Source organism: Methylorubrum extorquens (assembly GCF_024169925.1).
In the GTDB taxonomy this organism is placed as follows: Bacteria; Pseudomonadota; Alphaproteobacteria; order Rhizobiales; family Beijerinckiaceae; genus Methylobacterium; species Methylobacterium extorquens_A.
In genome coordinates, this window is sequence record NZ_JALJXF010000001.1 from 2843559 (window position 1) to 2868544 (window position 24986).

Genomic DNA, 24986 nt, shown 5'->3' on the forward strand with positions numbered 1-24986 from the left:
CGCGAAACTCGCGTTCATGGGTGATGATGCCGGGCCGAGCCGGCGCACCATATCGGCGGCACCGAAGGCTTGATGCGATCGGAGAACCCCGTTGAGTGAACCTCGGAAACAACTCCATCTCGGCGCCTTCATGCGTCCCATCGGCATCCACACCGCGTGGTGGCGCTATCCCGGCGGCTTTCCGGACGCGAACTTCAACCTCGACCACCTCGTGCGCTTCGCTCGCACCCTGGAAGCGGCCAAGTTCGATGCCTTCTTCATGGCCGACCATCTGGCGGTGATGAACATGCCGATGGAGGCGCTGAAGCGCTCGGCCACCGTCACCTCGTTCGACCCGCTGACGCTGCTGCCCGCGCTCGCCATGGTGACGGAGCGGATCGGCCTGATCGCCACCGCCTCCACCACCTACAATGAGCCCTACCATGTGGCCCGCAAGTTCGCCTCGCTCGACCATATCTCGAAGGGACGCGCCGGCTGGAACCTTGTTACCTCCGGCAACCCGGACGAGGCGCTGAACTTCGGCCGCGACGCGCATCTCGACCACGCCACCCGCTACGCCCGGGCCCGCGAGTTCTACGAGGTCGTCACCGGGCTGTGGGATTCCTGGGGCGACGACGCCTTCGTCCGCGATGTCGAGCAGGGGTTGTTCTTCGATCCCGAAAAACTCCACACGCTGAACCACCAGGGCGAATTCCTGAAGGTGAAGGGGCCGCTCAACGTCGCGCGGCCGGTGCAGGGCTGGCCGGTGATCGTGCAAGCCGGTGCCTCCGAGGCCGGGCGCCAGATCGCGGCGGAGACCGCCGAGATGGTGTTCGGCTCCGCCTCGTCGCTGGAGGCCGGCCAGAAGTTCTACGCCGACGTGAAGGGCCGGATGGCAGCGGCCGGCCGGTCCCGCGACGCCCTCAAAATCCTGCCCGGCGCCTTCGTCGTCGTCGGCGGCACGGAGGCGGAGGCGAAGGAGAAGAAGGCGCAGCTCGACGCGCTGGTGCCGGTCGAGAGCGGGCTTGCCAACCTCTCGGTCCGCCTCGGCACGGATGCCACCGGCTTCGACCTCGACGCGCCGCTGCCCGAGATCCCCGAATCGAATGCGAGCAAGAGCGGACAGGCGCAGATCGTGGACTATGCCCGCCGCACGGGCGCGACGGTGCGCGAACTTGCCCGCCGCGTCGGCGGCTATGGCGGGCTCAGCTTCGTCGGCACCCCGGAGCAGATCGCCGACAGGATGGGGGAGTGGCTGGAGGGGGAGGCCTGCGACGGATTCAACGTGATGTTCCCCTTCGTGCCGGAAGGGCTCGACGATGTCTGCGCGGGCGTGGTGCCCGAACTCCAGCGGCGCGGCCTGTTCCGCACGGAATACGAGGGCACGACCCTGCGCGACCATCTCGGCCTGGAGCGGCCGGGCAACCGCTTCTTCGAGACGCGATAGGCTCCCCGCCGAACCCATCGACGGTCCCGCGGAGAGCCGATCGGCTCGGGTCAGCGCCGGTTCGTCATCCCGTAGATCGTAAAGCCTACGAGCGCCGCGAGGCCGAGGGTCAGCAGGCGATTGCTGCCGAGCGTGTCGGCGGCGGCCCAGCCGGTGCTCTTGGCGCTCTCGATCACGGCGCGGCCCCGCAGGATGCGCGCGGCCCTTTGCCGGTTCGCCTCCCGCGTCGGCAGATGGACGATGTAGGTGTCGCCCTCGCGGTCGATATCGATGCTGTTGCGGGCGAACCCCGCCCGCACGAGGCGATCCTTGGCGGCGTGGGCCGCTTCACGGCTCGTGAAGTCGGCTTCGACGCCGACGGTCTCCTGGGACATGTCTCCTCCTCGCCAGATGTGGGGCTGTGCCGCAAGCGACCCGTTCGCCGCGAACCGTCGGAAGGCGGTCGATGGCGCGCGTTTCGGCGGGCACTCCAAGCGGGAGGAGCAATCCGGGCCTGCCCTTCACGGTTCCGAGAGAAGGATCACGCCGCCTCGGCCTCGCAGGCATCGATCCGCACGGCGCCATCGGCCGTCAACGAGCAGATCACCTCCGTCCCGTCGTCGAGCGCGAAAGCATGAAACAGGCGGCGCTCGAGTTCTTCGAGCCCTTCGCCGGGTAGTTCTGCGATTTCGCCCCGCGTCCGTTCTTCGAGAGCGGGAAGAACACCACTTCTCGCGGCGATTTCCTGCGCAGATTGCGTCAGAACGATATCGAAAGACATTGCGGCCTCCCTGTTACGACGCCGGTCACGACTTGTCCGATCCCCGCGAAGACAGGACCCTCTTGCGACTTTTTTGGGGCAACCTTTTGATGGTGCGGGAAACACGTGAAAAGTCAATGACTTAGCTAGAGCCTGCCGCTGCGCTGTCGATCGTGCCTCATGGGCCGGAACGACGTGGGACGGGGCATCTGGCCAGATCGGAGCGCAGACATCCCGCTCGGCAAAACACGACCGGGCTGCTGTGACGCATCGGCTCGGGGCAGCTTTTCGGGGTGTTCTCCGGTTTCGCCCAGCGGGCAGCACGTTCGATCGCTGACCCGCCGGTCGCAAAGGTTCGCCGGAGCGTCGCGCGTTCCGATCACGCGAAGAACATCCCCGGCAGGGAGGCCGGCCCCATGAATTCCATCCTCGTCGTCGCCTTGATCTGTGCGTCCAGCGTTCAGATGCCCGATTGCTCGCGGGAGACCGCTCTGGACGTCATCATCGGTCCGGCCCACACACTTCAGGAATGCCTGATCCAGGGCCCGGTCCTGGCCGCGAGCGCGGGCCATGGCTCGGGCGCCGACACCTATGTGAAGACGCGCTGCGAACAGCGGAAGCCTCGATAGGTTTCGCTTTCGCGCAGTCATCTTCCGAAGGACGGCAACGACCCTGCGGGGCGATGCTTTGGGAGGCACCGATGACAGAGGATGAAACGGTCGATCCGGCGCGCGCCGTCGCAGTGGGCCTGCGGGCCCGCCTCGCGGTGGTCGAGCGCACGGCCTGGTTCGGCTTCATGCATGCGATGCGCGAGCGGCCCGAGGAAACCCAAGCCTTCATCGAGGCCGAGCGCGTGCGATGCCGCGAGGGGTTCGGCAGCGGCGCCTGGGCGAAGGATTTGACCGCAGCGGAGCGGGCGCTTCTGGGCGAGGAGGTCGATGCCGGCCTCGCCCAACTCGTGGAAGATGCCCGCGCCGAGCTCGGCGACGGCACCTGAGCGGCCCCCTCCCCCGCGCCATCCTTTCGCCTTGCGGACATGGCGGGAAGAGTACAGTGTCCCCCGCCAAACCGGGACCGGCCGGAGGAAGCTCCGTCCGTCGGGCCCGCGAAGGAGCCGTGACTGGTGCCCATGTTCGGATACGCCGCCCGCCGGAGCGCCACCGCGCTCACCCTGCTGCTTGCTTCGACCGGTCTCGGCACCCTGCCGGCCGCTTCCATGCAGCCGCGGGAATCCTCACCACTCTCCGAGTATGAGCCGGCGGAATCGCTCGAGGGCAACTTCCTCTCCGCCTACATCGCCGGTGCCTCGAAGGACACGGCCGCTGCCGCGAGCTACTACCGCGAGGCGGTGAAGGGCGATCCGCGCAACGCCGAGCTTCTGGAGCGCGCCTTCGTGTCGCTTCTCGCCGACGGCGCCATGACCGACGCCTTCCGCGCCGCCGAGCGGCTCGCCACCCGCGAAAGCTCGAACGGCCTCGCCCAGCTCGCCCTCGGCGTCCGCCAGCTCAAGGCCGGCCAGTACGGCCCCGCCCGCCAGAGCTTCGGCCGCAGCGGCCGGGGTGCGGCCGCCGACCTCACCGGGACGCTGCTCACCGCCTGGGCCTATGCCGGCGCGGGCGACGGCAAGCGCGCCTACGAGACGCTGAACCGCCTGCGCGGCGAGCGTTATTTCAACGTCTTCCGCGACTACCATGCCGGGCTGATCGCCTCGGTCATCGGTGACCGGGCGGAGGCCGAGCGCAAGCTGAAGGCGGCCTACGACGCCGACCACAACACCCTGCGCATCGTCGACGGCTATGCCCGCTTCGAGGCCGGCATCGGCCGCACCGATCTCGCCATCGACGCCTACAGCGAGTTCGAGAAGGTGATGCCGCGTCACCCGCTTGTGGTGGACGCCCTCGACAAGCTGAAGGCCGGCAAGCCCCTCGCCCCCTTGATCGCCTCCGCCCAGGAGGGCGCGGCGGAAGTGCTGTACGGGCTTGGCTCGGCCGGCTCGACGCAGGGCGACGAGCTTCCCGCGGTGGTCTACCTGCGGCTCGCGCTCTACCTCGCCCCCGACCACGCCGTGGGCCGGCTGACGCTCGCCGACGCCCTCGACCGCATGAAGCAGGTCGAGCGCTCGAACGAGGCCTATGCGCAGATCCCGGCCTCCTCGCCGCTCAAGCTCAACGCCGACATCCAGATCGGTCTTAACCTCGAGCAATTGGGCCGCGGCGACGAGGCGCTCCAGCACCTCGACACCGTGCTCAAGGCGCACCCCGACAACGTCGACGTCATCTCGGCCTTGGGCAACGTGCAGCGCGCGCGTAAAAAGTTCGCCGAGGCAACCGAGACCTATACCCGCGCGATCAATCTGATCGAGCCCGGCCGCGAGGCCAACAACTGGACGCTGTTCTACTTCCGCGGCACGGCCTACGAGCGGGCCGGCGAGTGGCAGAAGGCCGAGGCCGACCTCAAGAAGGCGCTCAGCCTCGTTCCGCCGACCCAGCCGAACGCCAAGGCGCAGGTTCTCAACTACCTCGCCTATTCCTGGGTCGATCGGAACATGAACATCGACGACAGCTTCACCATGCTGAAGCAGGCCGTCGATCTCTCTCCGCGTGACGGCATGATCATCGACAGCCTCGGCTGGGCCTATTTCCGCCTCGGCCGGTGGGACGACGCGGTGCGCGAGCTGGAGAAGGCGGTCGAGCTGAAGCCGGGCGACCCGACCATCAACGACCACCTCGGCGATGCCTACTGGCGCACCGGCCGGCGGCTCGAAGGCAAGTTCCAGTGGCAGCACGCCAAGGATCTCAACCCCGAGCCTGAAGAACTCACCAAGATCAACGCCAAGCTGAAGGACGGTCTGCCCGAGCCGGACAAGCCGACCGCCACCGCCGAGAATCCGCCCGTGCAGGACCCGGCGCAGACCGTGCCCGCTCCCGTGGCGGCGCCGCACAACGCGGAGAACCCGGAACTGCCGAAGGGCGCCCCCGCCCCGAGCGAGCCGCCGGGGGCGGCGGACAAGAAGCCGGGTAAGTAAAGCACCGCAAGCGAAGCGGCCCGGCATGGGGTCAATCCCACCGGCCGCCTCGTCCTGACCTGACTGCGACCGCGGACTTCGACGGATCCTCCGGTTCCCGCGACGTCGGGACGATCCTTCGAAGCCTCCGCTTCGCTGCGGCACCTCAGGCTGAGGATGCAGGCTTGGATTGGCCTTCCAACGGTCCGGCCGTCGTCTTGCTCGTTCTCGGCTGTCCGCCTAAGGCAGGGCGCATCCCCTGCCCCTTCGGCCGAGAGCCTTCGTGTCCCTGCTCACCACCCGCGCTCCGGCCAAGATCAACCTGACCCTTCACGTGCTCGGCCGCCGGCCGGGGGACGGCTACCATGCGCTCGAAAGCCTCGTGGCCTTCGCCGATGTCGCCGACACGCTGGAGCTGGTGCCGGGCCCAGATCTGTCTCTCGACATCTCCGGCCCCACCGCCGGGCCGGCGGGACCGCTCGACGACAACCTCGTCCTGCGTGCCGCCCGCCACCTCGCTGCGGGCGTGGACGGCCTGAGGCTCGGCGCATTCCGGCTTCACAAGCAACTGCCCGTCGCGGCCGGGATCGGCGGCGGCTCGTCGGACGCGGCCGCCGCCCTGCGGTTGCTCGCGGAATCGAACGGACTCACCCTCGACCACCCAGCCGTGATCGCCGCGGCGCGGGCGACCGGCGCCGACGTGCCGGTCTGCCTCGATCCGCGGGCGCGAATGATGCGCGGCGCGGGCGAGGAAATCGGGCCGGTACTCGGCCTCGCATCCCTGTCGGCGGTGCTGGTCAATCCCGGCGTGCCGGTGGCGACAGCCCCGGTCTTCAAGGCGCTCGGCCTCGCGGTCGGTCAGCGGCTCGACGGGGCCGAGCATCCGGTCGTCGGTGCGGGCCTCGATGCCGACGCCGTGCTTGGCGCCATCGCCCCGGCCCGCAACGATCTGGAGGCGCCGGCCCTCACCGTCGCCCCCGTGATCGGCGAGGCGCTGGCGCTGCTGCGGGCGCAGGCCCGGTGCCGGCTCGCGCGAATGTCGGGATCCGGCGCGACCGTGTTCGCGATCTTTTCGGATGATGGGGCGGCGGAGACGGCGGCCGGAGCGATCCGCACGGCACAGCCGGGCTGGTGGGTCGAGCCGACGCGCCTCGCCTGATGTGGCCCTTCCGCGGGCGCCTCGGAGTACCTCACGAAGCTCCCGATCGCTGACCGTTCTACCTCTGGGGATGACGGCTCAGCGGGAGTTTCGTGTGAGACACTCAGTGCGCCCGGGCGATGCAGAAATCGACCACCTGCAGCAGGGCAGCCTTCATCGGCCCCTGCGGGAACGGGTCCAAAGCCGCGCGGGCCTGGTCACCGTAGTGGCGCGCGCGCGCGATCGTGTCGTCGAGGGCGTGATGGCGGCTCAGGATGGCCAGCGCCTGCTGGAGATCGCCCTCCGCCAGATCCTCCCGTTCGAGGGTGCGGCGCCAGAAGGCGCGCTCGTCGTCCGAACCGCGGCGAAGCGCCAGCACGATCGGCAGGGTGATCTTGCCCTCGCGGAAATCGTCGCCGACATTCTTGCCGAGCGCCGCGCTGGTGCCGCCGTAATCGAGCACGTCGTCGATGAGCTGGAAGGCGATACCGAGATTCATGCCGTAGGCGCGGCAGGCCGCCTGCTCGGAGTCTGGCCGCCCGGCCAGGACGGGACCGACCTCGCAGGCCGCCGCGAACAGCTCCGCGGTCTTGCCGCGGATCACCGCGAGATACTCGTCCTCGCTCGTCTCGATGTTCTTGGCGGCGGTGAGCTGCATCACCTCGCCCTCGGCGATGACGGTGGCCGCCGCCGACAGGATGTCGAGGGCGCGCAAGGAGCCCACCTCGACCATCATGCGGAAGGCTTGGCCCAGCAGGAAGTCGCCGACGAGCACGCTCGCCTCGTTGCCCCACTTAATGCGTGCGGCGACGCGGCCGCGGCGCATGTCGCTCTCGTCCACCACGTCGTCGTGGAGGAGGGTGGCGGTGTGCATGAACTCGACCGCGGCGGCGAGCTTCACCGCGCCGTCGCCGCTGGAATAATCGCAGAGATCGGCGCAGGCGAGCGTCAGGATCGGGCGCAGGCGCTTGCCGCCCGACGCGATCAGGTGGTTGGCGACCTCGGGGATCATCGCCACGTCGGAGCCGGTGCGCGACAGGATCGTCGCGTTCACCCGCTCCATCCCGGCCGCGACGAGGCTCACGAGGTCGGTGAGGCTGGCCTCCGGATCGGAGCGGCCTTCATCGAGGGTAACGACGACGCCCAAAGCGCGATGCCTCCGGAAAAACTCTCGACCGGCACCCTGCCGGAACCCCTGCCCCGCGGCTGCCCCTGTCGCACGGGGCCGGCGGCAGGGCAACACGCGGTCGTGCCGCACGGCTGCGCAAGAGCGTGGACAATGTTACGAGCCGAGAGGCCGCGCGCCCGGCCACCGGATGCAGCCGAAGGGTGATGATGCCGTGAAGGAACTGATCCGCAGCAACGACATCGTCCTCATCGGCTTCGCGCGGTCGCTTCTCGAAGAGGCGGGCGTCCCGCTTTTCGTCGCCGACGAGCATATGAGCGCGCTGGAAGGGTCGATCGGCGTGTTCGGCCGGCGCCTGCTGGTGCCTGACGACCATGCGCCGCAGGCCCGCCGCATCCTGACCGATGCCGGCCTGTCCGCCGAACTGCGCGATGAGCACTGAGCCGGATGCTTTCCTCGGCGGTCGCTTGAGGCTGCGCCAGCCGCCCCGCGGCGCCCACCGCGCCGGCACCGACGCGGTGCTGCTCGCCCGCCTCCTCGTCCCCGACCCTGGCGCCACGCTCTACGACCTCGGCGCGTCCACCGGCGCGGTGGGGCTCGCGGTGGCACGGGTGTCGGACGCGTGCCGCGTGGTGCTGGTCGAGCGTGATCCCGACCTCGTCGCCCTCGCCCGCGAGAATGTGGCGGCGAACGGACTCGACGCCCGTGTCGCGGTGATCGAGGCGGATATCCTGGCGCCGGGAGCACAGCGCCGGGCGTCGGGCCTGGAGCCGGACAGCGCCGACATCGTGCTGACCAACCCACCCTTCTTCGAGGAGGGCGCACACCGCCCCTCCCCCGCCCCGCAAAAAGCCTCGGCTCACAGCTTCGCAGCCGGCGGGCTCGATCGGTGGCTCAGAACCTGCGCCGACCTTCTGCGCCCCGGCGGACGGCTCGGCCTGATCCACCGGGCCGACGCCCTGCCCGCCTGCCTCGACGCCCTGCGCGGACGCTTCGGCGATTGCGCCGTCCGCCCGGTTCACGGGCGGGCCGATCGGCCGGCGATCCGCGTGCTGATCGCGGCCGTAAAGGGCAGCCGCGCCCCGTTTCGCCTGCTGCCGCCGCTGGTGCTTCAGGACGAGGCCGGGCGCTTCACCCCGGAAGCCGAGGCCCTGCACCGGGGCGATCCCTGGCCGGCGCCGTAAAGCCAAATCCCGGTCGAAGCGGGCGTCCGTCGTCGCAATGGATCGGCCGGCGGCGTCCTGGTAACGGAGAATGGCCTGCCTCCCAGGAGGCCGTGCTCCCGCGCGTTCTCGAAAAAGGCCGCCATGCCGCTGACCGTCCCGACCTGGATGCGCCGCTTCCTGCCCCGCCGCTTCCGCGAGACTCCGCCGCGGGTCGCCGTTGTGCGCCTGAGCGGAGCGATCGGCGCCGTCTCGCCGATCCGGCCGGGCCTCTCCATCGGCACGGTCGCGCCGAGTCTGGAGCGCGCCTTCACCATGCCGGGCCTGTCGGCGGTGGCGCTCGTCATCAACTCCCCCGGCGGCTCGCCGGTGCAATCGCACCTGATCTATCGGCGCATCCGAGCGCTGGCGGCGGAGAAGGAGATCAAGGTCTTCGCCTTCGTCGAGGATGCCGCGGCCTCGGGCGGCTACATGATCGCCTGCGCTGCCGACGAGATCGTCGCCGATCCCGCCTCGCTCGTCGGCTCCATCGGCGTGGTCTCGGCCGGCTTCGGCTTCGACCGGCTGATCGAGCGCATCGGCATCGAGCGGCGCGTCCACACCCAGGGTGAGGCGAAGGCGATGCTCGACCCGTTCCGCCCCGAGAACCCGCAGGACATCGCCCGGCTGAAGGAGATCCAAGCCGACGTGCAGGCCCTGTTCTCCGGCCTCGTGCGCGAGCGCCGGGCGACGCTCGACGCCAGCCGCGACTTGTTCACCGGCGCGGTCTGGACCGGACGGCAGGCGCTCGACCTCGGCCTCGTCGATGCGCTCGGCGACCTGCGCGGCACCCTGCGCGCCCGCTACGGCGAGAAGGTTGACCTGCGGCTCGTGGCCGAGACCCGCGGCTCCTGGCTCGCCCGCCTGCTCCGCCGCGCCGGGCCGGGCCAGACCGCGGCCGGGCTCCCCGACGCGCTGATCGCGGCGGTGGAGGAGCGTGCAGCCTGGGCGCGGCTCGGGTTGTAAGCAGAGTACGAAGGCGCGCGGTCCGGTTCGGGCCACGATTGAAATCCGCCCGAGATGGCTTCGAAAGCAGGATTGTCAGCGCGCGAGAACGCCTGTACCGATCGGTATTGATCGTACTGATCGGTACAGGAAAGTCCTGCCATGTCGCGCCCCCCGTTGCCGCCCTTCACCGACGAGACCGCTGCGCAGAAGGCGCGCATGGCGGAGGATGCCTGGAACAGCCGCGATCCAGAGCGCGTCGCCCTCGCCTACACGCCCGACAGCGTCTGGCGGAACCGCGCGGAGTTCGTCCGGGGCCGCGAGGAGATCGCGGCGTTCCTGCGCCGCAAGTGGGCGCGCGAGTTGGAGTACCGGCTCATCAAGGAGGTCTGGGCGCAACAGGGCAACCGGATCGCCGTGCGCTTCGCCTACGAGTGGCGCGACGACAGCGGACAGTGGTTCCGCTCTTACGGCAACGAGAACTGGGAGTTCGACGAGGCGGGCCTGATGCGCCACCGGATCGCTTCCATCAACGACCTGCCGATCGCCGAATCCGACCGGAAGTATCACTGGCCGCTCGGCCGTCGCCCGGACGATCACCCGTCCTTGAGCGATCTGGGGCTGTAGGGCGTGGCCCGTACCGTCGCCGAACGGGCCGACGTGCTGCCGTTGCTCGCGGAGGTGTTTCGCGAGCACGGCTACGAGGGCGCGAGCCTCTCGTTGATCTCGAAGGCGACGGGGCTCGGCAAGGGCAGCCTCTACCACTTCTTTCCCGGCGGGAAGGAGGAGATGGCGGGCGCCGTGCTCGCCGAGATCGACGGCTGGTTCGAGGCCAACGTCTTCCGCCCCCTGCGGGAGGCGGACGATCCGGCAGCGGCCGTGGCGGCGATGTTTGCGACGGTCTCCGACTATTTCCGCTCAGGCCGCCGGGTCTGCTTGGTCGGGGCCTTGAGCCTAAGTGACGCTCGCGACCGTTTCGCGGCCCGTCTACGGGACTACTTCGCCCGCTGGGTCGAAGCTCTGACCGAGGTGCTGGGCCGGGCGGGGCACGCCTTCGCCTCAGCCGGCCCGCTTGCCGAAGAGGCTGTCGGCGGCATTCAGGGGGCAGTAGTGCTGGCCCGCGCCCTGGATCGACCGGAGGTGTTCGAGCGGATCCTCGCCGGATTGCGGGCGCGATGTCTCGCCCGCCCCTGAGCCGCTTTCGAGCATCGTCCTGGATGATGGATCCAGGACGATGCTCTCGGCACTTGTTTTTGCATCATCTTTTTCCGAAAGCCGGCAACCACCGTTCGGGACGATGCTCTCGGCTCAGCGCGCGCAGCCGGCTGGGGCGTTGTAGCCGGAGTAAACCACCCGGACCTTGCGTGCGCAGGACTCAGCGGCGGGCATGGCCGCGACCGGCGCGATCTCGACGGGCGTCACCGCCACCGTCTTCTCGACGATGTCGCTACCGTCCGACGTAGCGAGAGCGTTCGAGGCGCCCATCATGAGCGACGTGGTGGCGAGCGAGGCCGCGACGAGGGCGGCGAAAACAGTCAAACCCGTGCGCATGATCTGTCCGAAAGTGTTAACCGCTCGCCGTGAGGGCTGGAGCGTGGCTGTTCATTTGCCGTCTTAACTTGGCAGAAACCTTTGCCGTTCCCGCTTTGCGGCGATGGCCTGCAAAATGATGTGTCGGGGCGCACCGGGGCATCGCCAACGGCCCCGTTCGGCCCTCGGCCTCGCAAATGGCGGCCGGCGCCCCATATGAGGGAGACCCTCCGCGCAATCCCGTGCTTTGGGCGTTCAGGCGGAGACCGACTATGGCTTATTCCTCGGACAAGGGTGGCGCACGCCCCGTGTCAGCGACCGACTTCAACGACCGCGTGAAGCAGTTGCTGGCGGACAAGCCGGCGATCCAGGCCGTGCCGAAGGACCGGACGGCCAAGCGGAACTTCACCCGCTCCACGCCCCGCGGCTAGATGAAGACCGGGGGCGGATCCGGTAGCGACCTCGCTTGACACCCCGCCCCCCGCTCTTAAACGGTCCGGCAGCTTTCCTCCTGTCGGACCTTCCATGCCGAGCGACGCCGACCTTTCGCCCACACGCTCGTTCCAGGGCCTGATCCTCACCCTGCAGCGCTTCTGGGCGGCCAAAGGCTGCGTGATCCTCCAGCCCTACGACATGGAGGTCGGCGCCGGCACATTTCACCCGGCCACGACCCTGCGGGCCCTCGGTCCGAGGCCCTGGAAGGCGGCCTACGTTCAGCCCTCGCGGCGGCCGAAGGACGGGCGCTACGGCGAGAACCCGAACCGGCTGCAGCACTACTACCAGTTTCAGGTGATCCTGAAGCCGAACCCGCCGAACCTCCAAGAGCTCTACCTTGCCTCGCTGGAGGCGATCGGCGTCGATCTCAAGCTCCACGACATCCGCTTCGTCGAGGACGATTGGGAGAGCCCGACGCTCGGCGCCTGGGGTCTGGGTTGGGAATGCTGGTGCGACGGGATGGAGGTGAGCCAGTTCACCTACTTCCAGCAGGTCGCCGGCTTCGAGTGCGCGCCGGTGGCCGGCGAGCTGACCTATGGCCTCGAACGCCTCGCCATGTACGTGCAGGGTGTCGAGAACGTCTACGATCTCAACTTCAACGGCGGCGAGGGTGACGAGCGGGTCACCTATGGCGACGTCTTCCTCCAAGCCGAGCAGGAATATTCGCGCCACAACTTCGAGGCCGCCGACACGGCGATGCTGTTCCGCCACTTCGCCGACGCGGAGAAGGCCTGCCGCCTCTATCTCGAAGCCGGCGCGCCCGAGTCCGAGGGTGCGCGCCACCGCATCGTGCAGCCGGCCTACGACCAGTGCATCAAGGCGAGCCACGTCTTCAACCTGCTCGACGCCCGCGGCGTGATCTCGGTCACCGAGCGTCAGAGCTACATCCTGCGTGTCCGCGAACTGGCCAAGGCCTGCGGCGCCGCATGGTTGAAGACCGAGGCCGGCGGGCATTCCGGCGACCCTGCCAGCGATCGCGCCGCTGCGGCCTGAACGGTGCGCCGCCGCGCCCTCTTGGCTCTGGCCCTCGGGCTTCTCGCCGGTCCGGTCCTTGCGCAATCCGTGATCGATCCGGTCGCGACGGTGCGGGCCTTCTACGCGGCGGACGACATCAATGCGGTGCGCTTCTACGCGAAGGGCCTGCGCGTGCTCTATGAGCGCGACCAGCGCGAGGCGGGGGGCGAGGTCGGACGCCTCGGTTTCGCCTTTCACGTCAACGGCCAGGACACCGAGCCGGGCTTCGCCAAGTCCTTGACGCTCGCGCCGCTCTCCAACGAGGGCGACCGGGCCGAGGTGCGGGCGACCTTCCGCAACGGCGGGCCGCAGGAGCTGCGCTACAACCTCGTGCGCGAGGCCGGCACGTGGAAGATCGCCAACGTCCGCTCGCTGAAGGGCGAGACCTGGGATCTCGTCGCCCTCCTCTCCGCGCCGCTTCAATAGCGCTCCGCCGCGCACACGAAACCGTTCCGTCATCGAAGCGACATCGGAGGGGCGTAGGCGCGCCGCCTCCCGAAGGCTGATGAGACGCGCCCGATGTCCGACACGCCCGACGCCCCCACCCTCGACGCGGTGATCGCCCACCGCTTCTCCCGGCGCGACCTGATGCGCGGCTCGCTGGCCGTCGCGCTCGCCGCCGGAATCGCGCCGCAGGCGCTTGCCGCCGACGCTTCGGCCTTCGATTTCCCTGAACTCGCCGCGGGCGTCGATGAGCACCTGCACGTGGCCGAGGGCTACGAGGCCAAACCCCTGCTGCGCTGGGGCGACCCGCTGTTTGCCGACGCGCCGGCCTTCGACCCGAGGAAGCAGAGCGCCCGAGCCCAGGAGCGCCAGTTCGGCTACAACAACGACTTCGTCGGCTTCATTCCGCTCGACGAAAACGGCCGTCGCGGTCTGCTCGTGGTCAACCACGAATACACCAATGCCGAGCTGATGTTTCCCGGTCTCGGTGCCCGCGACCGCAAGGGCGTGATCGCGGCCTTGAGCCCGGAACAGGTCGCGGTCGAGATGGCGGCCCATGGCGGCTCAGTGGTCGAGATCGTTCGCGAGGCGGAAGCGTGGCGCCCGGTGATCGGCTCACCCTACACGCGGCGCATCACAGCGCAGACCCCGATGGATCTCACCGGCCCGGCGGCCGGCCATCCCCGCCTCATGACCGAGGCCGACCCGAGCGGCCGGCGCGTGCTCGGCACCATCAACAACTGCTCGGGCGGCGTCACGCCCTGGGGCACGTGGCTCTCGGGCGAGGAGAACATAAACTACTACTTTTCCGGGACTCTTCCTCCGGGACATGCCGAGGCCGGCAACGCGAAGGCGATCGGCCTCGGCAACCCGCAATATGCCTGGAGCCGCTTCCATCCCCGCTTCGACCTCGCCCAGGCGCCGAACGAGCCGAACCGGTTCGGCTGGGTGGTCGAGATCGATCCGTTCGATCCGGGCTCGACCCCGAAGAAGCGCACGGCGCTCGGCCGTTTCAAGCACGAGGGCGCGGCGGGTGCCCGCACGCTCGACGGCCGCTACGTCGTCTATCTCGGCGACGACGAGCGCTTCCAGCATGTCTACCGCTTCGTCAGCGAGGGCCGGGTGCAGGCCGAGCGCGGCGCCAACGCCGACCTGCTCGATTCCGGCACCCTCAGCGTCGCCCGGTTCGAACCCGACGGCACAGGCCGCTGGCTGCCGCTGGTACACGGAGCGAACGGACTCGATGCCGCCAACGGCTTCGAAGCCCAAGCCGACGTGCTGATCGAGACCCGCCGCGCCGCCAAACGACTCGGCGCCACGCCGATGGACCGTCCCGAGGACATCGAAGCCAACCCGCGCACCGGCCGCGTCTACGTGATGCTGACCAACAACGGAAAGCGCACCGCCGATCAGGAGGAGCCCGCCAACCCGCGTGGCCCCAACGCCTTCGGCCACGTCATCGAGATGGCCCCCGACGGCACCGACCACGGCGCCGAGACCTTCCGCTGGGAGGTACTGGTGCGCTGCGGCGATCCGGCCAAGCCCGAGGTGAAAGCGAGCTTTTCCGCGCTCACCACCGAGAACGGCTGGTTCGGCATGCCCGACAACTGCACCTTCGACGGGCGCGGCCGCCTCTGGATCGCCACCGACGGCAACAACCGCCGCGCCACCGGCCGGGCCGACGGCATCTGGGCGGTGGAGACGGGAGGCCCCCGCCGGGGCACCGCGCGCCACTTCCTGCGGGTGCCGGTGGGCGCCGAGATGTGCGGCCCCTGCTTCACCCCCGACGACGAGACCTTCTTCGTCGCCGTCCAGCACCCCGGCGAGCCTGACGAGGAAGGGGCGCTCGGCTCCTTCGAGACTCCCTCGACCCGCTGGCCGGATTTCACGCCGGACCTGCCGCCGCGGCCGTCCGTCGTGGCGGTGCGGCGGGTGGGGGGCGGGCGGATCGGGTAACGGGGCTGAGATCGCGAGGCTCGGCGCAAGCGTTCCAGGGCTCCGCACGATCTCGGAGCGGTCGCGCTCTGGACCGCTCGCCGATGCTCGCGATGACGAACGAACGGCGGTGACAGACCGAGCCCATCTCCCGTCTCGACGCGGCCCGAGCGGGCGGCTATTCCCGCGCGCATGCCTGACCTTCTGCTCGAACTCCGCTCCGAAGAGATCCCCGCGCGCATGCAGCGGCGTGCGGCCGAGGATCTGAAGAAGCTCGTCACCGACGCGCTGGTCGAGCGCGGTTTCCTCTACGAGGGCGCCAAGGCGTTCGCGACGCCGCGGCGGCTGGCGCTGCATGTCGCCGGGCTGCCCGCCCGCGGCGAGGCGGTGCGCGAGGAACGGCGCGGCCCCCGCGTCGGCGCGCCCGAGGCGGCCGTGCAGGGCTTCCTGAAGAGCGCGGGGCTCGCGAGCCTCGATCAGGCCACCACCGTCACCGATCCGAAGAAGGGCGCGTTCTACCTCGCGGTGATCGAGCGGCCCGGCCGCGAGACGCTGGACGTGCTGGCCGAGATCCTACCGGGCATCATCAAGAGCTTCCCCTGGCCGAAATCGATGCGCTGGGGCGCGGCCTCGGCGCAGCCCGGAAGCTTGCGCTGGGTGCGCCCGCTGCAATCCATCGTCGCCACCTTCGGCCCCGAGACCGAGACACCGGAGGTCGTGCCGTTCTCGGTCGACGGCATCACCGCCGGCACGGTCACGAGCGGCCACCGTTTCCTCGCGCCCGAACCGTTCGAGGTGCGCCGCTTCGACGATTACGTGCCGGCGCTGGAGCGCGCCGACGTGATCCTCGATGCCGACCGGCGCAAGGACATCATCCTGCACGACGCCAAGGATCTCGCCTTCGCCCGCGGCCTCGACCTCGTGGAGGACGAGGGCCTGTTGGAAGAGGTGGCCGGGCTGGTGGAGCGGCCCGTGGTGCTGATGGGTTCGTTCGAGGAGCGCTTCCTCGAGATCCCGGCAGAGGCGATCCGCGCGACGATCCGCGCCAACCAGAAGTGCTTCGTGCTGCGCAAATCCGGCTCGGAGGAATTGGCGCCGGCCTTCGTGCTGGTCTCGAATCTCGTCGCCTCCGATGGCGGCGTGGCGATCACCGCCGGCAACGAGCGCGTGGTGCGGGCCCGCCTCTCGGACGCACGCTTCTTCTGGGAGACCGACAAGGCGACGAAGCTCGAAGACCGCCTCCCCAAGCTCGATTCGATCGTCTTCCACGAGAAGCTCGGCACGCAAGGCGAGCGCGTCGCCCGCATCGCTGCGCTCGCAAAGGAAATCGCGCCGCTGGTGGGCGCCGACCCGGCTTTGGCCGAGCGCGCGGCTCGGCTCGCCAAGGCCGACCTCGTCACCGAGATGGTTGGCGAGTTTCCGGAATTGCAGGGCCTGATGGGCCGCAAGTACGCGGCGCTCCAGGGCGAGCACGACAGCGTCGCCGCGGCCATTGAGGAGCATTATAAGCCGATCGGTCCGAGCGACCGCGTGCCGACCGATCCGGTTTCCATCGCCGTGGCGCTGGCTGATAAACTCGACACCCTCGCGGGCTTCTGGTCGATCGACGAGAAGCCGACGGGGAGCAAGGACCCGTTCGCGTTGCGGCGGGCGGCTTTGGGCGTGATCCGCGCCGTGATCGAACGGTCGCTGCGGCTATCGCTGGCCCCTCTGCTGCAAGGCCGGTTCGCGAGCGGGAGCGACGAACGCACCGCGGATCTCCTCGCCTTCTTCGCCGACCGTCTCAAAGTCTACCTGCGCGACCAGGGCGCCCGCCACGACCTGATCGATGCGGTGTTCGCGCTCTCTGGCCAGGACGACCTCCTGCTCGTCGTCCGCCGCGTCGAGGCGTTGGGCGCGTTCCTGAGCACGGATGACGGACGGAACCTGCTCGCCGGCTACAAGCGCGCGGCCAACATCCTGCGCATCGAGGAGAAGAAGGACGGCCGCGCCTACGACGAGGCCCCCGATGCGGGTCTCGCGGCCTCCGGCCAGCCGGAGGAGCGCGCGCTCGCCGAGGCGCTTGCCGAGGCGCGGCAGGAGGCGTCCGCTGCGGTGGCGGCCGAGGATTTCGCCGGTGCGATGCGGGCGCTGTCGCGGCTGCGGGCGCCGGTGGACGCGTTCTTCGAAGGGGTCACCGTCAACGCCGACGATCCGGCCCTGCGCAGGAACCGGCTCCTGCTCCTCAACGCACTCCGCGCGGCCACCCGCGAGGTGGCCGACTTCTCGCGCATCGAAGGCTGACCGGCGAGGCTTGGTCTCCGGCGTCGGTTGTCGAGTGCCGCACGCCGGTCGTCATCGCGCATGCGCAAAAGGGTCTTGCCCAGTTCGGGGGGAGCGGCGCCTTGAAGGGTGCCGCCGCGCCGTGATCGAAATCGTCGTCGATCGCTTTGCTGTGACGAAATGCGGTTCTCGCATCACGGTCACGGGCTTTGCTGACGAAAATCGTCCGGTTGAATTGCGGTGATATAACCTCAAGTCGCGTGTCGAGCGGCCAAAACATGCTCAAGCTGCCGGATTGTTGCTCGCGGGCAACGACCGTTCGGGTCGAAACGTGCTTCAAACTTGAGCAGTGTCCACGCAGTGCCGGTCGATGTCGGGTTTCGAGCCTCTTGCCTTGATCGACGCGTGCTATGCGGCCGCCCTCGACCCCGAGACGTGGTCCGGCGCGCTTGACGGGATCGCCGATGCGGTCGGGGCGCGCGGTGCGGTGATCGTCTCCCACGATCCCGCGCGCACGGCGCAGACGCTGGCCTCCGAGCGGATCGCTGACGTGAACCTCGATTACGGCGTCGGCGGCTGGTGGCAGCACGACACGCGCATCCGCCTCGGCCGGGAGCGGGGCATCATGCGGCCGGGCACGGTCACCTGCGATGAGATGTACCTCACGGCGGAGGAGAAGCGCGCCGATCCGTTTTTCCAGCACTTCATCGACCGGCATCGCCTCGGTAATCTCTGCGCCTATGTCGGCGCCGACCCGATGGACCGCCACACCCTGTCGTTCAGCGCCCCACGCGACGTGCGCAGGGGGCCGTTCGAGGGCGTCGAGATCGAGCGGCTGGGGCTCGTCGGCCCGCATGTCATCCGCGCCTTCCGGCTGACGGCGCTCGTCGCCGACATGCGCCGGGAGGCGGAGGGGCTGTCCTCCGCCCTGGAGCGCATGCGGGCGGGCATCGTCGTCCTCGATTCCCGCGGCCGGGTCCGGCTCGTCAGCCCGGCGGCGGAAGGGTTGGCGGCAGGTTACCTCGCCCTGCGCACCGGCACCGTGCCGGCGGCGGCGGAGCCTGCCGAGAGTGCGCGCTTCGGTCACTTCCTGGCGGATGTTCTGCCGGAGCGCACATTGTCGGAAAGCACTTGGCGGCGGCAGGATACGCTCCTCCTGCGCCGCAGGGGCGGCGGGCGCCCGCTCTACGTCGAAGCGCTCCCCTTGCGCGGCAGCGATCCGTTTCCGGTGGCCGGCGCCGGGCTCGGGGGCGGCATGGTCCTACTCCTGCGCGACCTGCTCGCGCCGAGCACGCGTCCGATCGAACCGATGCTGGAACAACTCGGTCTCACCCGAGCCGAGGCGCGGGTCGCGGCCCTGGTCGGCCGAGGTGCGGCGCCGCGGGAGGTGGCCGAGCAGTTCGCCGTCGGCGAGAGCACGGTGCGCAGCCAGCTCAAGGCGGTCTACGGCAAGCTCGCGATCCGTCGGCAGAGCGAGTTGGCAGTGTTCATCACCCGTCTCGACAGTCTCTAGAGCATCGTCCTGGATATCGGATCCACGACGATGCTCTAGCCTTTTGTTTTTGCATCATCTTCTTCCGAAAGCCGGCAGCCAGCTTTCGGGATGATGCTTTAACGAGCGAGTCCCTATTCCGGCTCGTCCCGGCGCTGGCGCAGTTCGGGGGCGGGCTGCTCCGGTTCGGCGACCGGCGTGCCCTGGCTCTCCGAGCGGCTCGAATCCACGAACAGCCGTGCCTCGCCCTCGCGCACGCCGAGGCTGCGCAGGGCATAGGTCATCATACCGAGTGCCAGCTCCCGCTCGGCCATCAGGACGAGGCCAACGCCATCCTCCTCCAACCGGCGACGCTCGCTGTCGCTATGGGTCCGCACCACGCTGTCGATGCCGGGATTGGTCGCCCGTGCCTTGGCGAGCAGGCGTCTGGCCTGATGTGGGTCGGGTGTCGCCACGACGACGAGGCGGGCGGAGCCGATGTCGGCGGCCTCCAGGATGCCGGGCGCCGTGGCGTCGCCGAACACCGCCGGCACGCCCTGGGCGCGCAACTCCTCGACCCGGCGCCGGTCGCGCTCCACCACCACGAAGGGCAGGTTCCAATCCTGCAACGCCTTGCCGATGGCGCTTCCGACACGACCGTAGCCGATGATCACCGCGTGGCCGCTCAGGCCGGACGCGGCCGCATTGACCGGCAGCGGTCCGGCGGCGCGGCGCTCCAGGCGGCGGCGCAGCTCCGGCCGCTCGCCGAGCCAGCGCGACACCCGGGCGGACGTCGCGAAGAACAGCGGATTGAGGGTGATCGACAGCAGCGCGCCGCCGAGGATCAGGTCGCGTCCCTCCTCTGGCAGCAGTCCCAGCGAGATGCCGAGACCGGCGAGGATGAACGAGAACTCGCCGATCTGCGCGAGGCTCGCGGCGATGGTGAGCGCCGTGCCGACGGGGTGACCGAAGGCGAGCACGATGGCGACGGCTGCCAGCGACTTGCCCAGCACGATGACGCTGACCACGCCGAGGATCGAGAGCGGCTCACGCAGGACGATGCCCGGATCGAACAACATGCCGACCGAGACGAAGAACAGCACCGCGAAGGCGTCCTGCAACGGCAGGGAATCGGCCGCCGCCTGATGGCTGAGATCGGATTCGGCGAGCACCATCCCGGCGAAGAAGGCGCCAAGCGCGAAGGAGACGCCGAACAGCTCGGAGGAGGCGTAGGCGATGCCGACGGCGCTCGCCAGCACCGCCAGGGTGAACAGCTCCCGCGAGCCGGTGCGGGCGGCCAGCCCCAGCAGGTAGGGAATGAGGCGCCGCCCGCCGACGAGCATCACGGCGACGAAGACGCCGACCTTGGCGAGGGTCAGCGCGAGCGTCACCCATAGGCCGTGCTCGGGCGGGCCGTGATGGCCGGCGGCCTGCATCGCCTCGCCGCCGAGCGAGGGCGCGAGCGCTGGCAGCAGCACGAGGGCCACCACCATGGCGAGATCCTCGACGATCAGCCAGCCGACGGCGATGCGGCCCTTGTCCGAATCGAGAAGTCCCTGCCCTTCGAGCGCCCGCAGCAGCACGACGGTGCTCGCCACCGAGAGCGCCAGCCCGAAGACGAGGCCCGCCCCGGCCCCCCAGCCGAAGCCCCAGGCGAGCCCGGCGCCCATGGCCGTCGCCACCGTGATCTGCACGACCGCGCCGGGCAGGGCGATGGTGCGGACGGCCAGCAGGTCACCGATGGAGAAGTGAAGCCCGACACCGAACATCAGCAGGATGACGCCGAGTTCGGCAAGTTGGCTCGCAAGCGCCGGGTTGCCGACGAAACCCGGCGTGAACGGTCCGATGGCGATGCCGGCCACGAGGTAGCCGACAAGCGGCGGAAGCCGCATCCGCTGCGCCAGCATGCCGCCGATGAATGCGCAGACCAGCCCCAGCGCGATGATCGAGATGAGTTCGGTGGCGTGCTGCAACGCGCTTCTGTCCTCCTGGGGCCGGAGCCGGCCCCAGGATCAGATAAGGCAAATCACGGTCCCGTGTCCGCAACGGCGATGCTGCGGGTGCACGGTTCCCGTCGATCCGTCACGCCTTCATGCGGACATAGGTGCCCGGTGCCGGCGCGAGGGAGGGCAGCGCCCCCTCTCCGGGAATGCGGGCGGGCACGCGCTCGGGTGCCTGCTCTTCGAGCCACTTGAACCAGTAGGGCCACCACGAGCCGGGATGCTCCGTGGCCGCCTCGACCCAATCCTCGAACCGGCCTCGGGCCGGGCCGCCGGTGCGGAAGCCGTACTTGGCCTTAGGGCCCGGCGGGGCGACGACGCCGGCGATGTGGCCCGAACCCGCCAGCACGTAATCGACCTTGCCGCCGAACTTGGCCGACCCTTCGAAGACCGAGAGCGCCGGGGCGATGTGGTCCTCGCGGGTGGCGAGGTTGAAGACCGGCACCTTCACCTTCTTGAGATCGAGGCGCACGTTGCCGAGCACCATCTGCCCCTTGGCCAGCGTGTTGTTGAGGTAGCAGTTGCGCAGGTAGAACGAGTGGTTGGCCGCCGGCATCCGCGTGGCGTCCGCGTTCCAGTAGAGCAGATCGAAGGCGGCCGGCGCCTTGCCGCGCACGTAGTTGTTGACGACGTAGGACCAGATCAGGTCGTTGGGCCTGAGCATGTTGAAGGCGTTGGCCATGCGCGCGCCTTCGAGGTAGCCGTTCTCGGCCATCCGCTCCTCGATCGCCTTGATCTGCCCCTCGTCGGCGAACACCTTGAGGTCGCCGGCATGGGTGAAATCGACCTGCGTGGTGAGGAAGGTCGAGCTCTTGATCCGGCGATTGCCCGTCGCCGCCTGGTAGGCCAGGGTGACGGCGAGCAGGGTGCCGCCGACGCAGTAGCCCGCCGCCGCGACATCGGTCTCGCCGGTCGCCACGCCGATCATGTCGATGGCGGTCTCGATGCCCTCACGCATGTAGGACTCGAAGTCCTTGTCGCGGTGGCGCTCGTCCGGGTTCACCCAGGAGATCACGAACACCGTGATGCCCTGAGACACCATCCAGCCGATGAGGCTCTTCTTCGGGTTGAGATCGAGGATGTAGAACTTGTTGATCCACGGCGGCACGATCAGCAACGGTCGCTTCAGGACCGTCTCGGTCATCGGCGCGTACTGGATCAACTCCATCAGGTCGTTGCGGAAAATGACCTCGCCGGGGGTCACCGCCACGTCCTTGCCGAAGGTGAAGGCGGAAAGGTCCGTCTGCCGCACCCGAAGCTGGCCGCCGCCGGCTTCCAGATCCTCCTGCAACATCTTCATGCCGCGCATCAGGTTGGCGCCCCCTTCCTCCAGCGTCTGGCGCAGGAGCTCGGGGTTCGTCATCACGAAGTTCGAGGGCGAATAGGCCGAGAGCAATTGGCGCAGGTAGAACTCGGCCTTGTGGCGGGTGTGCTCGTCGATGCCGTCGGCCGTCTCGACCATCTCCTCGGCCCAGCGGCCGAGCAGCAGGTAGCTCTGCTTGATCAGGTCGAAGACCGGGTTCGCGCTCCAATCGGCGTGGGCGAAGCGCTTGTCCGTGGGTGGGGGCTGGACGATCGGCTCGGTGACGGCCCCCTGCATTCGGGTCAGGGTCGAGGCCCAGAGTGCGGCGAAGGATTGGCCGAGCTTGGTCTGGGCCTGGAGCGCCTTCTCGGGATCTTTCATCCACGTCTCAGCGACCCGCGTGAGGGTGCGGGTCATCTCGTCGATCTCGTCGGCGCCCTGAAGTTTCGCGCCCGGAAGCAAGGCGCCCTGGCCCGCTTGCTCGAACGGCTTCAGCGAGGCGGCGGCCGATTGCCTGAACACCTCCGCCAGTTGATTCGCGTTGTGCGCGATGGTCTCGAAATCCGGCGTTGCCGGCCTCGTCCGCTCCGTGGCCACGCGACACGTCCTCCCAAGGTCCGCCCGCATCCCGCCCCTAGTGACGGTCCGAGCCTCGTTTCCGACAAATTAACGCTCCACCCAGCCAATGTCGCCCGCCCCAGGCTCCATTTTCAGACCGTTGTCATGACCGTGCGCCGCACCGTCCGCGCCATTGCGATCGCCTTGCCGGTTTTTGCCGCCGCGGCGGCGACCGGCGGCTGTTCGGCCGACGTGAACCCGCTGAAGGCGGCGATGGTCGGTGCGGGGTCCGGCATCAAGCCGGTGGAGGCGCCCGATTTCGTGGCGCAATCCCGCAAGAGCGATGCGAGTTACATGCCGGTGGGCGAATCGGCGCCCCGTCGCGCCGTCCGCGCCCGCAATTCGGCCGGACAGAGCGCCCTGCAGGCCGAGTTGGAGGGTGCGCGCAACCGCAACGAGTCCAAGGGACGCGCGGCGGAAGGGGCAGCCAAGAATGCCGCCCAGGGGCTCGCACCCAACCCGGTTGAGTGAGCGTTCCGCCCCGATCCCGGCGGGGCATCGCGATTTTTCAGTCGGCGCTCGAACGCGTCGATGGTAAACAGGCAGGCTCCTCACCGCCGACGCATCCTCGCGGGAGGATCAGTTCCGCGACACCGGACAGACCGACGCCATGACCGATTTCCACCGCATCAAGCGCCTTCCGCCTTACGTCTTCGAGCAGGTGAACCGGATCAAGGCCGCCGCCCGAGCCCGCGGCGCCGACATCATCGATCTCGGCATGGGCAATCCCGATCTCGACGCCCCGCGCCACGTCATCGAGAAACTCGTCGAGACCGCCGGCAAGCCGCGCACCGATCGCTACTCCGCCTCCAAGGGCATTGCCGGCCTGCGCCGCGCCCAGGCCGGCTACTACCAGCGCCGCTTCGGGGTGAGCCTCAACCCGGACACGCAGGTCGTGGCGACGCTCGGCTCGAAAGAGGGCTTCGCCAACATGGCCCAGGCGATCACGGCGCCCGGCGACGTGGTGCTGGTGCCGAACCCGAGCTACCCGATCCACGCCTTCGGCTTCCTGATGGCCGGCGGCGTGATCCGCTCCGTGCCCGCCGAGCCGACCCCGGCGATGTTCCCGGCACTCGAGAAGGCGGTCGCCCACTCGATCCCGAAGCCCGTGGCGCTCGTCGTCTGCTACCCCTCGAACCCGACGGCCTATGTCGCGAGCCTCGACTTCTACCGGGATCTCGTGGCCTTCGCGAAGAAGCACGAGCTGATTCTGCTCTCGGATCTGGCCTATGCCGAGGTCTATTTCGACGACAACAACCCGCCGCCCTCCGTGCTGCAGGTACCGGGCGCGATCGACTGCACCGTGGAGTTCACCTCGCTGTCGAAGACCTTCTCGATGGCGGGCTGGCGCATGGGCTTTGCCGTCGGCAACGAGCGCCTGCTCGCGGCGCTGACGCGGGTGAAGTCCTACCTCGATTACGGCGCCTTCACGCCGATCCAGGTGGCGGCCACCGCCGCGCTCAACGGGCCGGACGACTGCATCAAGGAGATGCGTGCGACCTACAAGAAGCGTCGCGACGCCCTGGTCGAGTCCTTCGGCAAGGCCGGCTGGAAGCTGCCGACGCCGGAAGCCTCGATGTTCGCCTGGGTGCCGATCCCGGAAAAATTCCGGGAGCTCGGCAGTCTGGAATTCTCGAAGCTGCTTCTCGAAAAGTCGGATGTCGCCGTGGCGCCGGGGATCGGCTTCGGCGAGCACGGGGACGATTACGTCCGCATCGCGCTTGTCGAGAACGAGCAGCGCATCCGGCAGGCGGCCCGCAACGTCCGCCGCTTCTTCGATAACGCAGACCGCACGCTCCACAACGTCGTGCCGTTGCAGAAGGCTGTCTAGTATCGCCTGGCGCCGCTCCCGGCCGGTGGGTGGGAGCGGCGCGACCGGACGAATCGCCCCGAACGTTGTTGCGGCGGGGCGACAGGGCCCGGCAATCGGCCCTGTCCGAGTGGGCATCGGGCGGGGGAAGCTTGTCAGTGACCGCCCGTATCCGCAGGGTCGTCTCCGGTTTTGCCGCCGGTTGTCCCGGCGGACGGACGCGTTTCGAGGTTCCGCATGCGCCGCCTGAAGCTCTTCGCCGCCCTGGCGCTCGCCGGCGCCGCCGTCGGAGCCTGTGCGCCCCACCCGATCGTGGCGCGCGATCCCGTGCCCGCCCCCTCGCCCGAGGAGGCCTATTCCTGCAGCTCGACGTCGCTCCCGTTGAACGCCTACAAGTCCGATTGCAGCCCCATGGTGCGCGAACCGCGCGCTGTCCTGCAGTCGAAGGGCTGAGGCGACGTTTGCCGAGAGCCGGGAGCGACAGGCGTCCGCACGTCAACGTTTCCTTGTCACGTTCCGGGGTC

Annotated in this window: 25 protein-coding genes; 19 read left to right on the forward strand and 6 right to left on the reverse strand. The window is 69.2% G+C overall.

From position 1 onward, the window contains the following. The first annotated feature begins 91 nt into the window (after positions 1-91). Positions 92-1426 carry an LLM class flavin-dependent oxidoreductase gene (locus J2W78_RS13410; RefSeq protein WP_253371189.1) on the forward strand — a complete coding sequence of 445 codons (1335 nt, stop codon included), beginning with the start codon at positions 92-94 and terminating at the stop codon, positions 1424-1426. Between the two features lie 50 nt (positions 1427-1476). On the opposite strand, the gene J2W78_RS13415 is transcribed toward J2W78_RS13410, so the two are convergent. Together J2W78_RS13415 and J2W78_RS13420 are read right to left on the reverse strand one after the other, a co-directional pair. Further along, positions 1477-1800 (reverse strand): hypothetical protein, encoded by a 324-nt coding sequence (locus tag J2W78_RS13415; protein ID WP_253371191.1) that lies wholly within the window; start codon positions 1798-1800, stop codon positions 1477-1479. 146 nt (positions 1801-1946) lie between these two features. Further along, positions 1947-2186: a hypothetical protein gene (locus tag J2W78_RS13420; RefSeq protein ID WP_253371193.1), complete on the reverse strand. Its 240-nt coding sequence runs from the start codon at positions 2184-2186 to the stop codon at positions 1947-1949. Between the two features lie 395 nt (positions 2187-2581). Here J2W78_RS13420 and J2W78_RS13425 point away from each other — a divergent pair, with 395 nt between their 5' ends. The 4 genes from J2W78_RS13425 to J2W78_RS13440 all read left to right on the forward strand — a co-directional run bounded on the left by J2W78_RS13425 (position 2582) and on the right by J2W78_RS13440 (position 6328). After that, positions 2582-2794, forward strand: coding sequence for a hypothetical protein (locus J2W78_RS13425; protein WP_003597985.1), 213 nt, complete (start codon positions 2582-2584; stop codon positions 2792-2794). A gap of 71 nt (positions 2795-2865) precedes the next feature. Then, entirely contained in the window at positions 2866-3162 is a 297-nt protein-coding gene (locus tag J2W78_RS13430) for a hypothetical protein (protein ID WP_253371195.1), read from the forward strand. Between the two features lie 132 nt (positions 3163-3294). Continuing rightward, on the forward strand, positions 3295-5190 hold the full coding sequence (locus J2W78_RS13435; RefSeq protein WP_253374035.1) for a tetratricopeptide repeat protein: 1896 nt from the start codon (positions 3295-3297) through the stop codon (positions 5188-5190). A 262-nt stretch (positions 5191-5452) separates the two neighbouring features. Continuing rightward, entirely contained in the window at positions 5453-6328 is an 876-nt protein-coding gene (locus J2W78_RS13440) for a 4-(cytidine 5'-diphospho)-2-C-methyl-D-erythritol kinase (RefSeq protein ID WP_253371197.1), read from the forward strand. Between the two features lie 103 nt (positions 6329-6431). Here the strand turns inward: J2W78_RS13440 and J2W78_RS13445 are convergent, their stop codons facing one another. Further along, positions 6432-7454, reverse strand: a complete 1023-nt coding sequence (locus J2W78_RS13445; protein ID WP_253371199.1) for a polyprenyl synthetase family protein — start codon at positions 7452-7454, stop codon at positions 6432-6434. A 193-nt stretch (positions 7455-7647) separates the two neighbouring features. On the opposite strand from J2W78_RS13445, the gene J2W78_RS13450 reads away from it, so the two are divergent. From J2W78_RS13450 to J2W78_RS13470, 5 genes are all read left to right on the forward strand, one after another. Beyond that, positions 7648-7875 carry a putative signal transducing protein gene (locus J2W78_RS13450; protein ID WP_253371201.1) on the forward strand — a complete coding sequence of 76 codons (228 nt, stop codon included), beginning with the start codon at positions 7648-7650 and terminating at the stop codon, positions 7873-7875. Then, positions 7865-8617 carry a tRNA1(Val) (adenine(37)-N6)-methyltransferase gene (locus tag J2W78_RS13455; protein ID WP_253371202.1) on the forward strand — a complete coding sequence of 251 codons (753 nt, stop codon included), beginning with the start codon at positions 7865-7867 and terminating at the stop codon, positions 8615-8617. Before J2W78_RS13450 ends, J2W78_RS13455 begins: the two co-directional genes overlap by 11 nt. Positions 8618-8740: 123 nt before the next feature. Continuing rightward, the gene (locus J2W78_RS13460; RefSeq protein WP_253371205.1) at positions 8741-9601 is read left to right on the forward strand and encodes a S49 family peptidase; all 861 of its coding nucleotides are present in this window, start codon (positions 8741-8743) and stop codon (positions 9599-9601) included. A gap of 141 nt (positions 9602-9742) precedes the next feature. Then, complete coding sequence (locus J2W78_RS13465; protein ID WP_253371207.1) at positions 9743-10207, forward strand: DUF1348 family protein; 465 nt, start codon at positions 9743-9745, stop codon at positions 10205-10207. 3 nt (positions 10208-10210) lie between these two features. Next, on the forward strand, positions 10211-10774 hold the full coding sequence (locus J2W78_RS13470; RefSeq protein WP_253371210.1) for a TetR/AcrR family transcriptional regulator: 564 nt from the start codon (positions 10211-10213) through the stop codon (positions 10772-10774). 114 nt (positions 10775-10888) lie between these two features. Here J2W78_RS13470 and J2W78_RS13475 read toward each other — a convergent pair whose 3' ends face one another. Then, positions 10889-11131 carry a hypothetical protein gene (locus J2W78_RS13475; protein WP_253371212.1) on the reverse strand — a complete coding sequence of 81 codons (243 nt, stop codon included), beginning with the start codon at positions 11129-11131 and terminating at the stop codon, positions 10889-10891. A 251-nt stretch (positions 11132-11382) separates the two neighbouring features. Between J2W78_RS13475 and J2W78_RS13480 the strand changes: the two genes are divergently transcribed. The 6 genes from J2W78_RS13480 to J2W78_RS13505 all read left to right on the forward strand — a co-directional run bounded on the left by J2W78_RS13480 (position 11383) and on the right by J2W78_RS13505 (position 18773). Beyond that, on the forward strand, positions 11383-11541 hold the full coding sequence (locus tag J2W78_RS13480; protein WP_253371215.1) for a hypothetical protein: 159 nt from the start codon (positions 11383-11385) through the stop codon (positions 11539-11541). Between the two features lie 94 nt (positions 11542-11635). After that, positions 11636-12598, forward strand: a complete 963-nt coding sequence (locus J2W78_RS13485) for a glycine--tRNA ligase subunit alpha (RefSeq protein WP_253371217.1) — start codon at positions 11636-11638, stop codon at positions 12596-12598. 3 nt (positions 12599-12601) lie between these two features. After that, on the forward strand, positions 12602-13045 hold the full coding sequence (locus tag J2W78_RS13490) for a DUF3828 domain-containing protein (RefSeq protein WP_253371219.1): 444 nt from the start codon (positions 12602-12604) through the stop codon (positions 13043-13045). Between the two features lie 93 nt (positions 13046-13138). Then, positions 13139-15019, forward strand: a complete 1881-nt coding sequence (locus J2W78_RS13495) for a PhoX family protein (RefSeq protein WP_253371220.1) — start codon at positions 13139-13141, stop codon at positions 15017-15019. A 171-nt stretch (positions 15020-15190) separates the two neighbouring features. Beyond that, positions 15191-17281: a glycine--tRNA ligase subunit beta gene (glyS, locus tag J2W78_RS13500; RefSeq protein ID WP_253371222.1), complete on the forward strand. Its 2091-nt coding sequence runs from the start codon at positions 15191-15193 to the stop codon at positions 17279-17281. A 373-nt stretch (positions 17282-17654) separates the two neighbouring features. Beyond that, positions 17655-18773, forward strand: a complete 1119-nt coding sequence (locus tag J2W78_RS13505; protein WP_253371224.1) for a helix-turn-helix transcriptional regulator — start codon at positions 17655-17657, stop codon at positions 18771-18773. 113 nt (positions 18774-18886) lie between these two features. On the opposite strand, the gene ybaL is transcribed toward J2W78_RS13505, so the two are convergent. Next, a complete protein-coding gene (gene ybaL / locus J2W78_RS13510) occupies positions 18887-20704 on the reverse strand; it encodes a YbaL family putative K(+) efflux transporter (protein ID WP_253371226.1) in 1818 nt (605 codons plus the stop codon). A gap of 109 nt (positions 20705-20813) precedes the next feature. Next, a complete protein-coding gene (locus J2W78_RS13515; protein ID WP_253371227.1) occupies positions 20814-22631 on the reverse strand; it encodes a PHA/PHB synthase family protein in 1818 nt (605 codons plus the stop codon). Between the two features lie 126 nt (positions 22632-22757). On the opposite strand from J2W78_RS13515, the gene J2W78_RS13520 reads away from it, so the two are divergent. The 3 genes from J2W78_RS13520 (at position 22758) to J2W78_RS13530 (ending at position 24915) form a co-directional block, all read left to right on the forward strand. Next, entirely contained in the window at positions 22758-23123 is a 366-nt protein-coding gene (locus J2W78_RS13520; protein ID WP_253371229.1) for a hypothetical protein, read from the forward strand. 139 nt (positions 23124-23262) lie between these two features. Next, positions 23263-24483 (forward strand): LL-diaminopimelate aminotransferase, encoded by a 1221-nt coding sequence (locus J2W78_RS13525; RefSeq protein WP_253371231.1) that lies wholly within the window; start codon positions 23263-23265, stop codon positions 24481-24483. A 216-nt stretch (positions 24484-24699) separates the two neighbouring features. After that, on the forward strand, positions 24700-24915 hold the full coding sequence (locus J2W78_RS13530) for a hypothetical protein (RefSeq protein WP_253371233.1): 216 nt from the start codon (positions 24700-24702) through the stop codon (positions 24913-24915). Positions 24916-24986: the final 71 nt, after the last annotated feature.

What these genes read in the sequence shown, in the direction of transcription:
- J2W78_RS13430 (WP_253371195.1), top strand. Translation starts at nt 2,866, where the DNA reads ATGACAGAGGATGAAACGGTCGATCCGGCGCGCGCCGTCGCAGTGGGC.
- J2W78_RS13530 (WP_253371233.1), top strand. Translation starts at nt 24,700, where the DNA reads ATGCGCCGCCTGAAGCTCTTCGCCGCCCTGGCGCTCGCCGGCGCCGCC.
- J2W78_RS13420 (WP_253371193.1), bottom strand. Translation starts at nt 2,186, where the DNA reads ATGTCTTTCGATATCGTTCTGACGCAATCTGCGCAGGAAATCGCCGCG.
- glyS (WP_253371222.1), top strand. Translation starts at nt 15,191, where the DNA reads ATGCCTGACCTTCTGCTCGAACTCCGCTCCGAAGAGATCCCCGCGCGC.
- J2W78_RS13425 (WP_003597985.1), top strand. Translation starts at nt 2,582, where the DNA reads ATGAATTCCATCCTCGTCGTCGCCTTGATCTGTGCGTCCAGCGTTCAG.
- J2W78_RS13415 (WP_253371191.1), bottom strand. Translation starts at nt 1,800, where the DNA reads ATGTCCCAGGAGACCGTCGGCGTCGAAGCCGACTTCACGAGCCGTGAA.
- J2W78_RS13495 (WP_253371220.1), top strand. Translation starts at nt 13,139, where the DNA reads ATGTCCGACACGCCCGACGCCCCCACCCTCGACGCGGTGATCGCCCAC.
- J2W78_RS13435 (WP_253374035.1), top strand. Translation starts at nt 3,295, where the DNA reads ATGTTCGGATACGCCGCCCGCCGGAGCGCCACCGCGCTCACCCTGCTG.
- J2W78_RS13465 (WP_253371207.1), top strand. Translation starts at nt 9,743, where the DNA reads ATGTCGCGCCCCCCGTTGCCGCCCTTCACCGACGAGACCGCTGCGCAG.
- J2W78_RS13480 (WP_253371215.1), top strand. Translation starts at nt 11,383, where the DNA reads ATGGCTTATTCCTCGGACAAGGGTGGCGCACGCCCCGTGTCAGCGACC.
- J2W78_RS13520 (WP_253371229.1), top strand. Translation starts at nt 22,758, where the DNA reads ATGACCGTGCGCCGCACCGTCCGCGCCATTGCGATCGCCTTGCCGGTT.
- J2W78_RS13475 (WP_253371212.1), bottom strand. Translation starts at nt 11,131, where the DNA reads ATGCGCACGGGTTTGACTGTTTTCGCCGCCCTCGTCGCGGCCTCGCTC.
- J2W78_RS13525 (WP_253371231.1), top strand. Translation starts at nt 23,263, where the DNA reads ATGACCGATTTCCACCGCATCAAGCGCCTTCCGCCTTACGTCTTCGAG.
- J2W78_RS13485 (WP_253371217.1), top strand. Translation starts at nt 11,636, where the DNA reads ATGCCGAGCGACGCCGACCTTTCGCCCACACGCTCGTTCCAGGGCCTG.
- J2W78_RS13460 (WP_253371205.1), top strand. Translation starts at nt 8,741, where the DNA reads ATGCCGCTGACCGTCCCGACCTGGATGCGCCGCTTCCTGCCCCGCCGC.
- J2W78_RS13455 (WP_253371202.1), top strand. Translation starts at nt 7,865, where the DNA reads ATGAGCACTGAGCCGGATGCTTTCCTCGGCGGTCGCTTGAGGCTGCGC.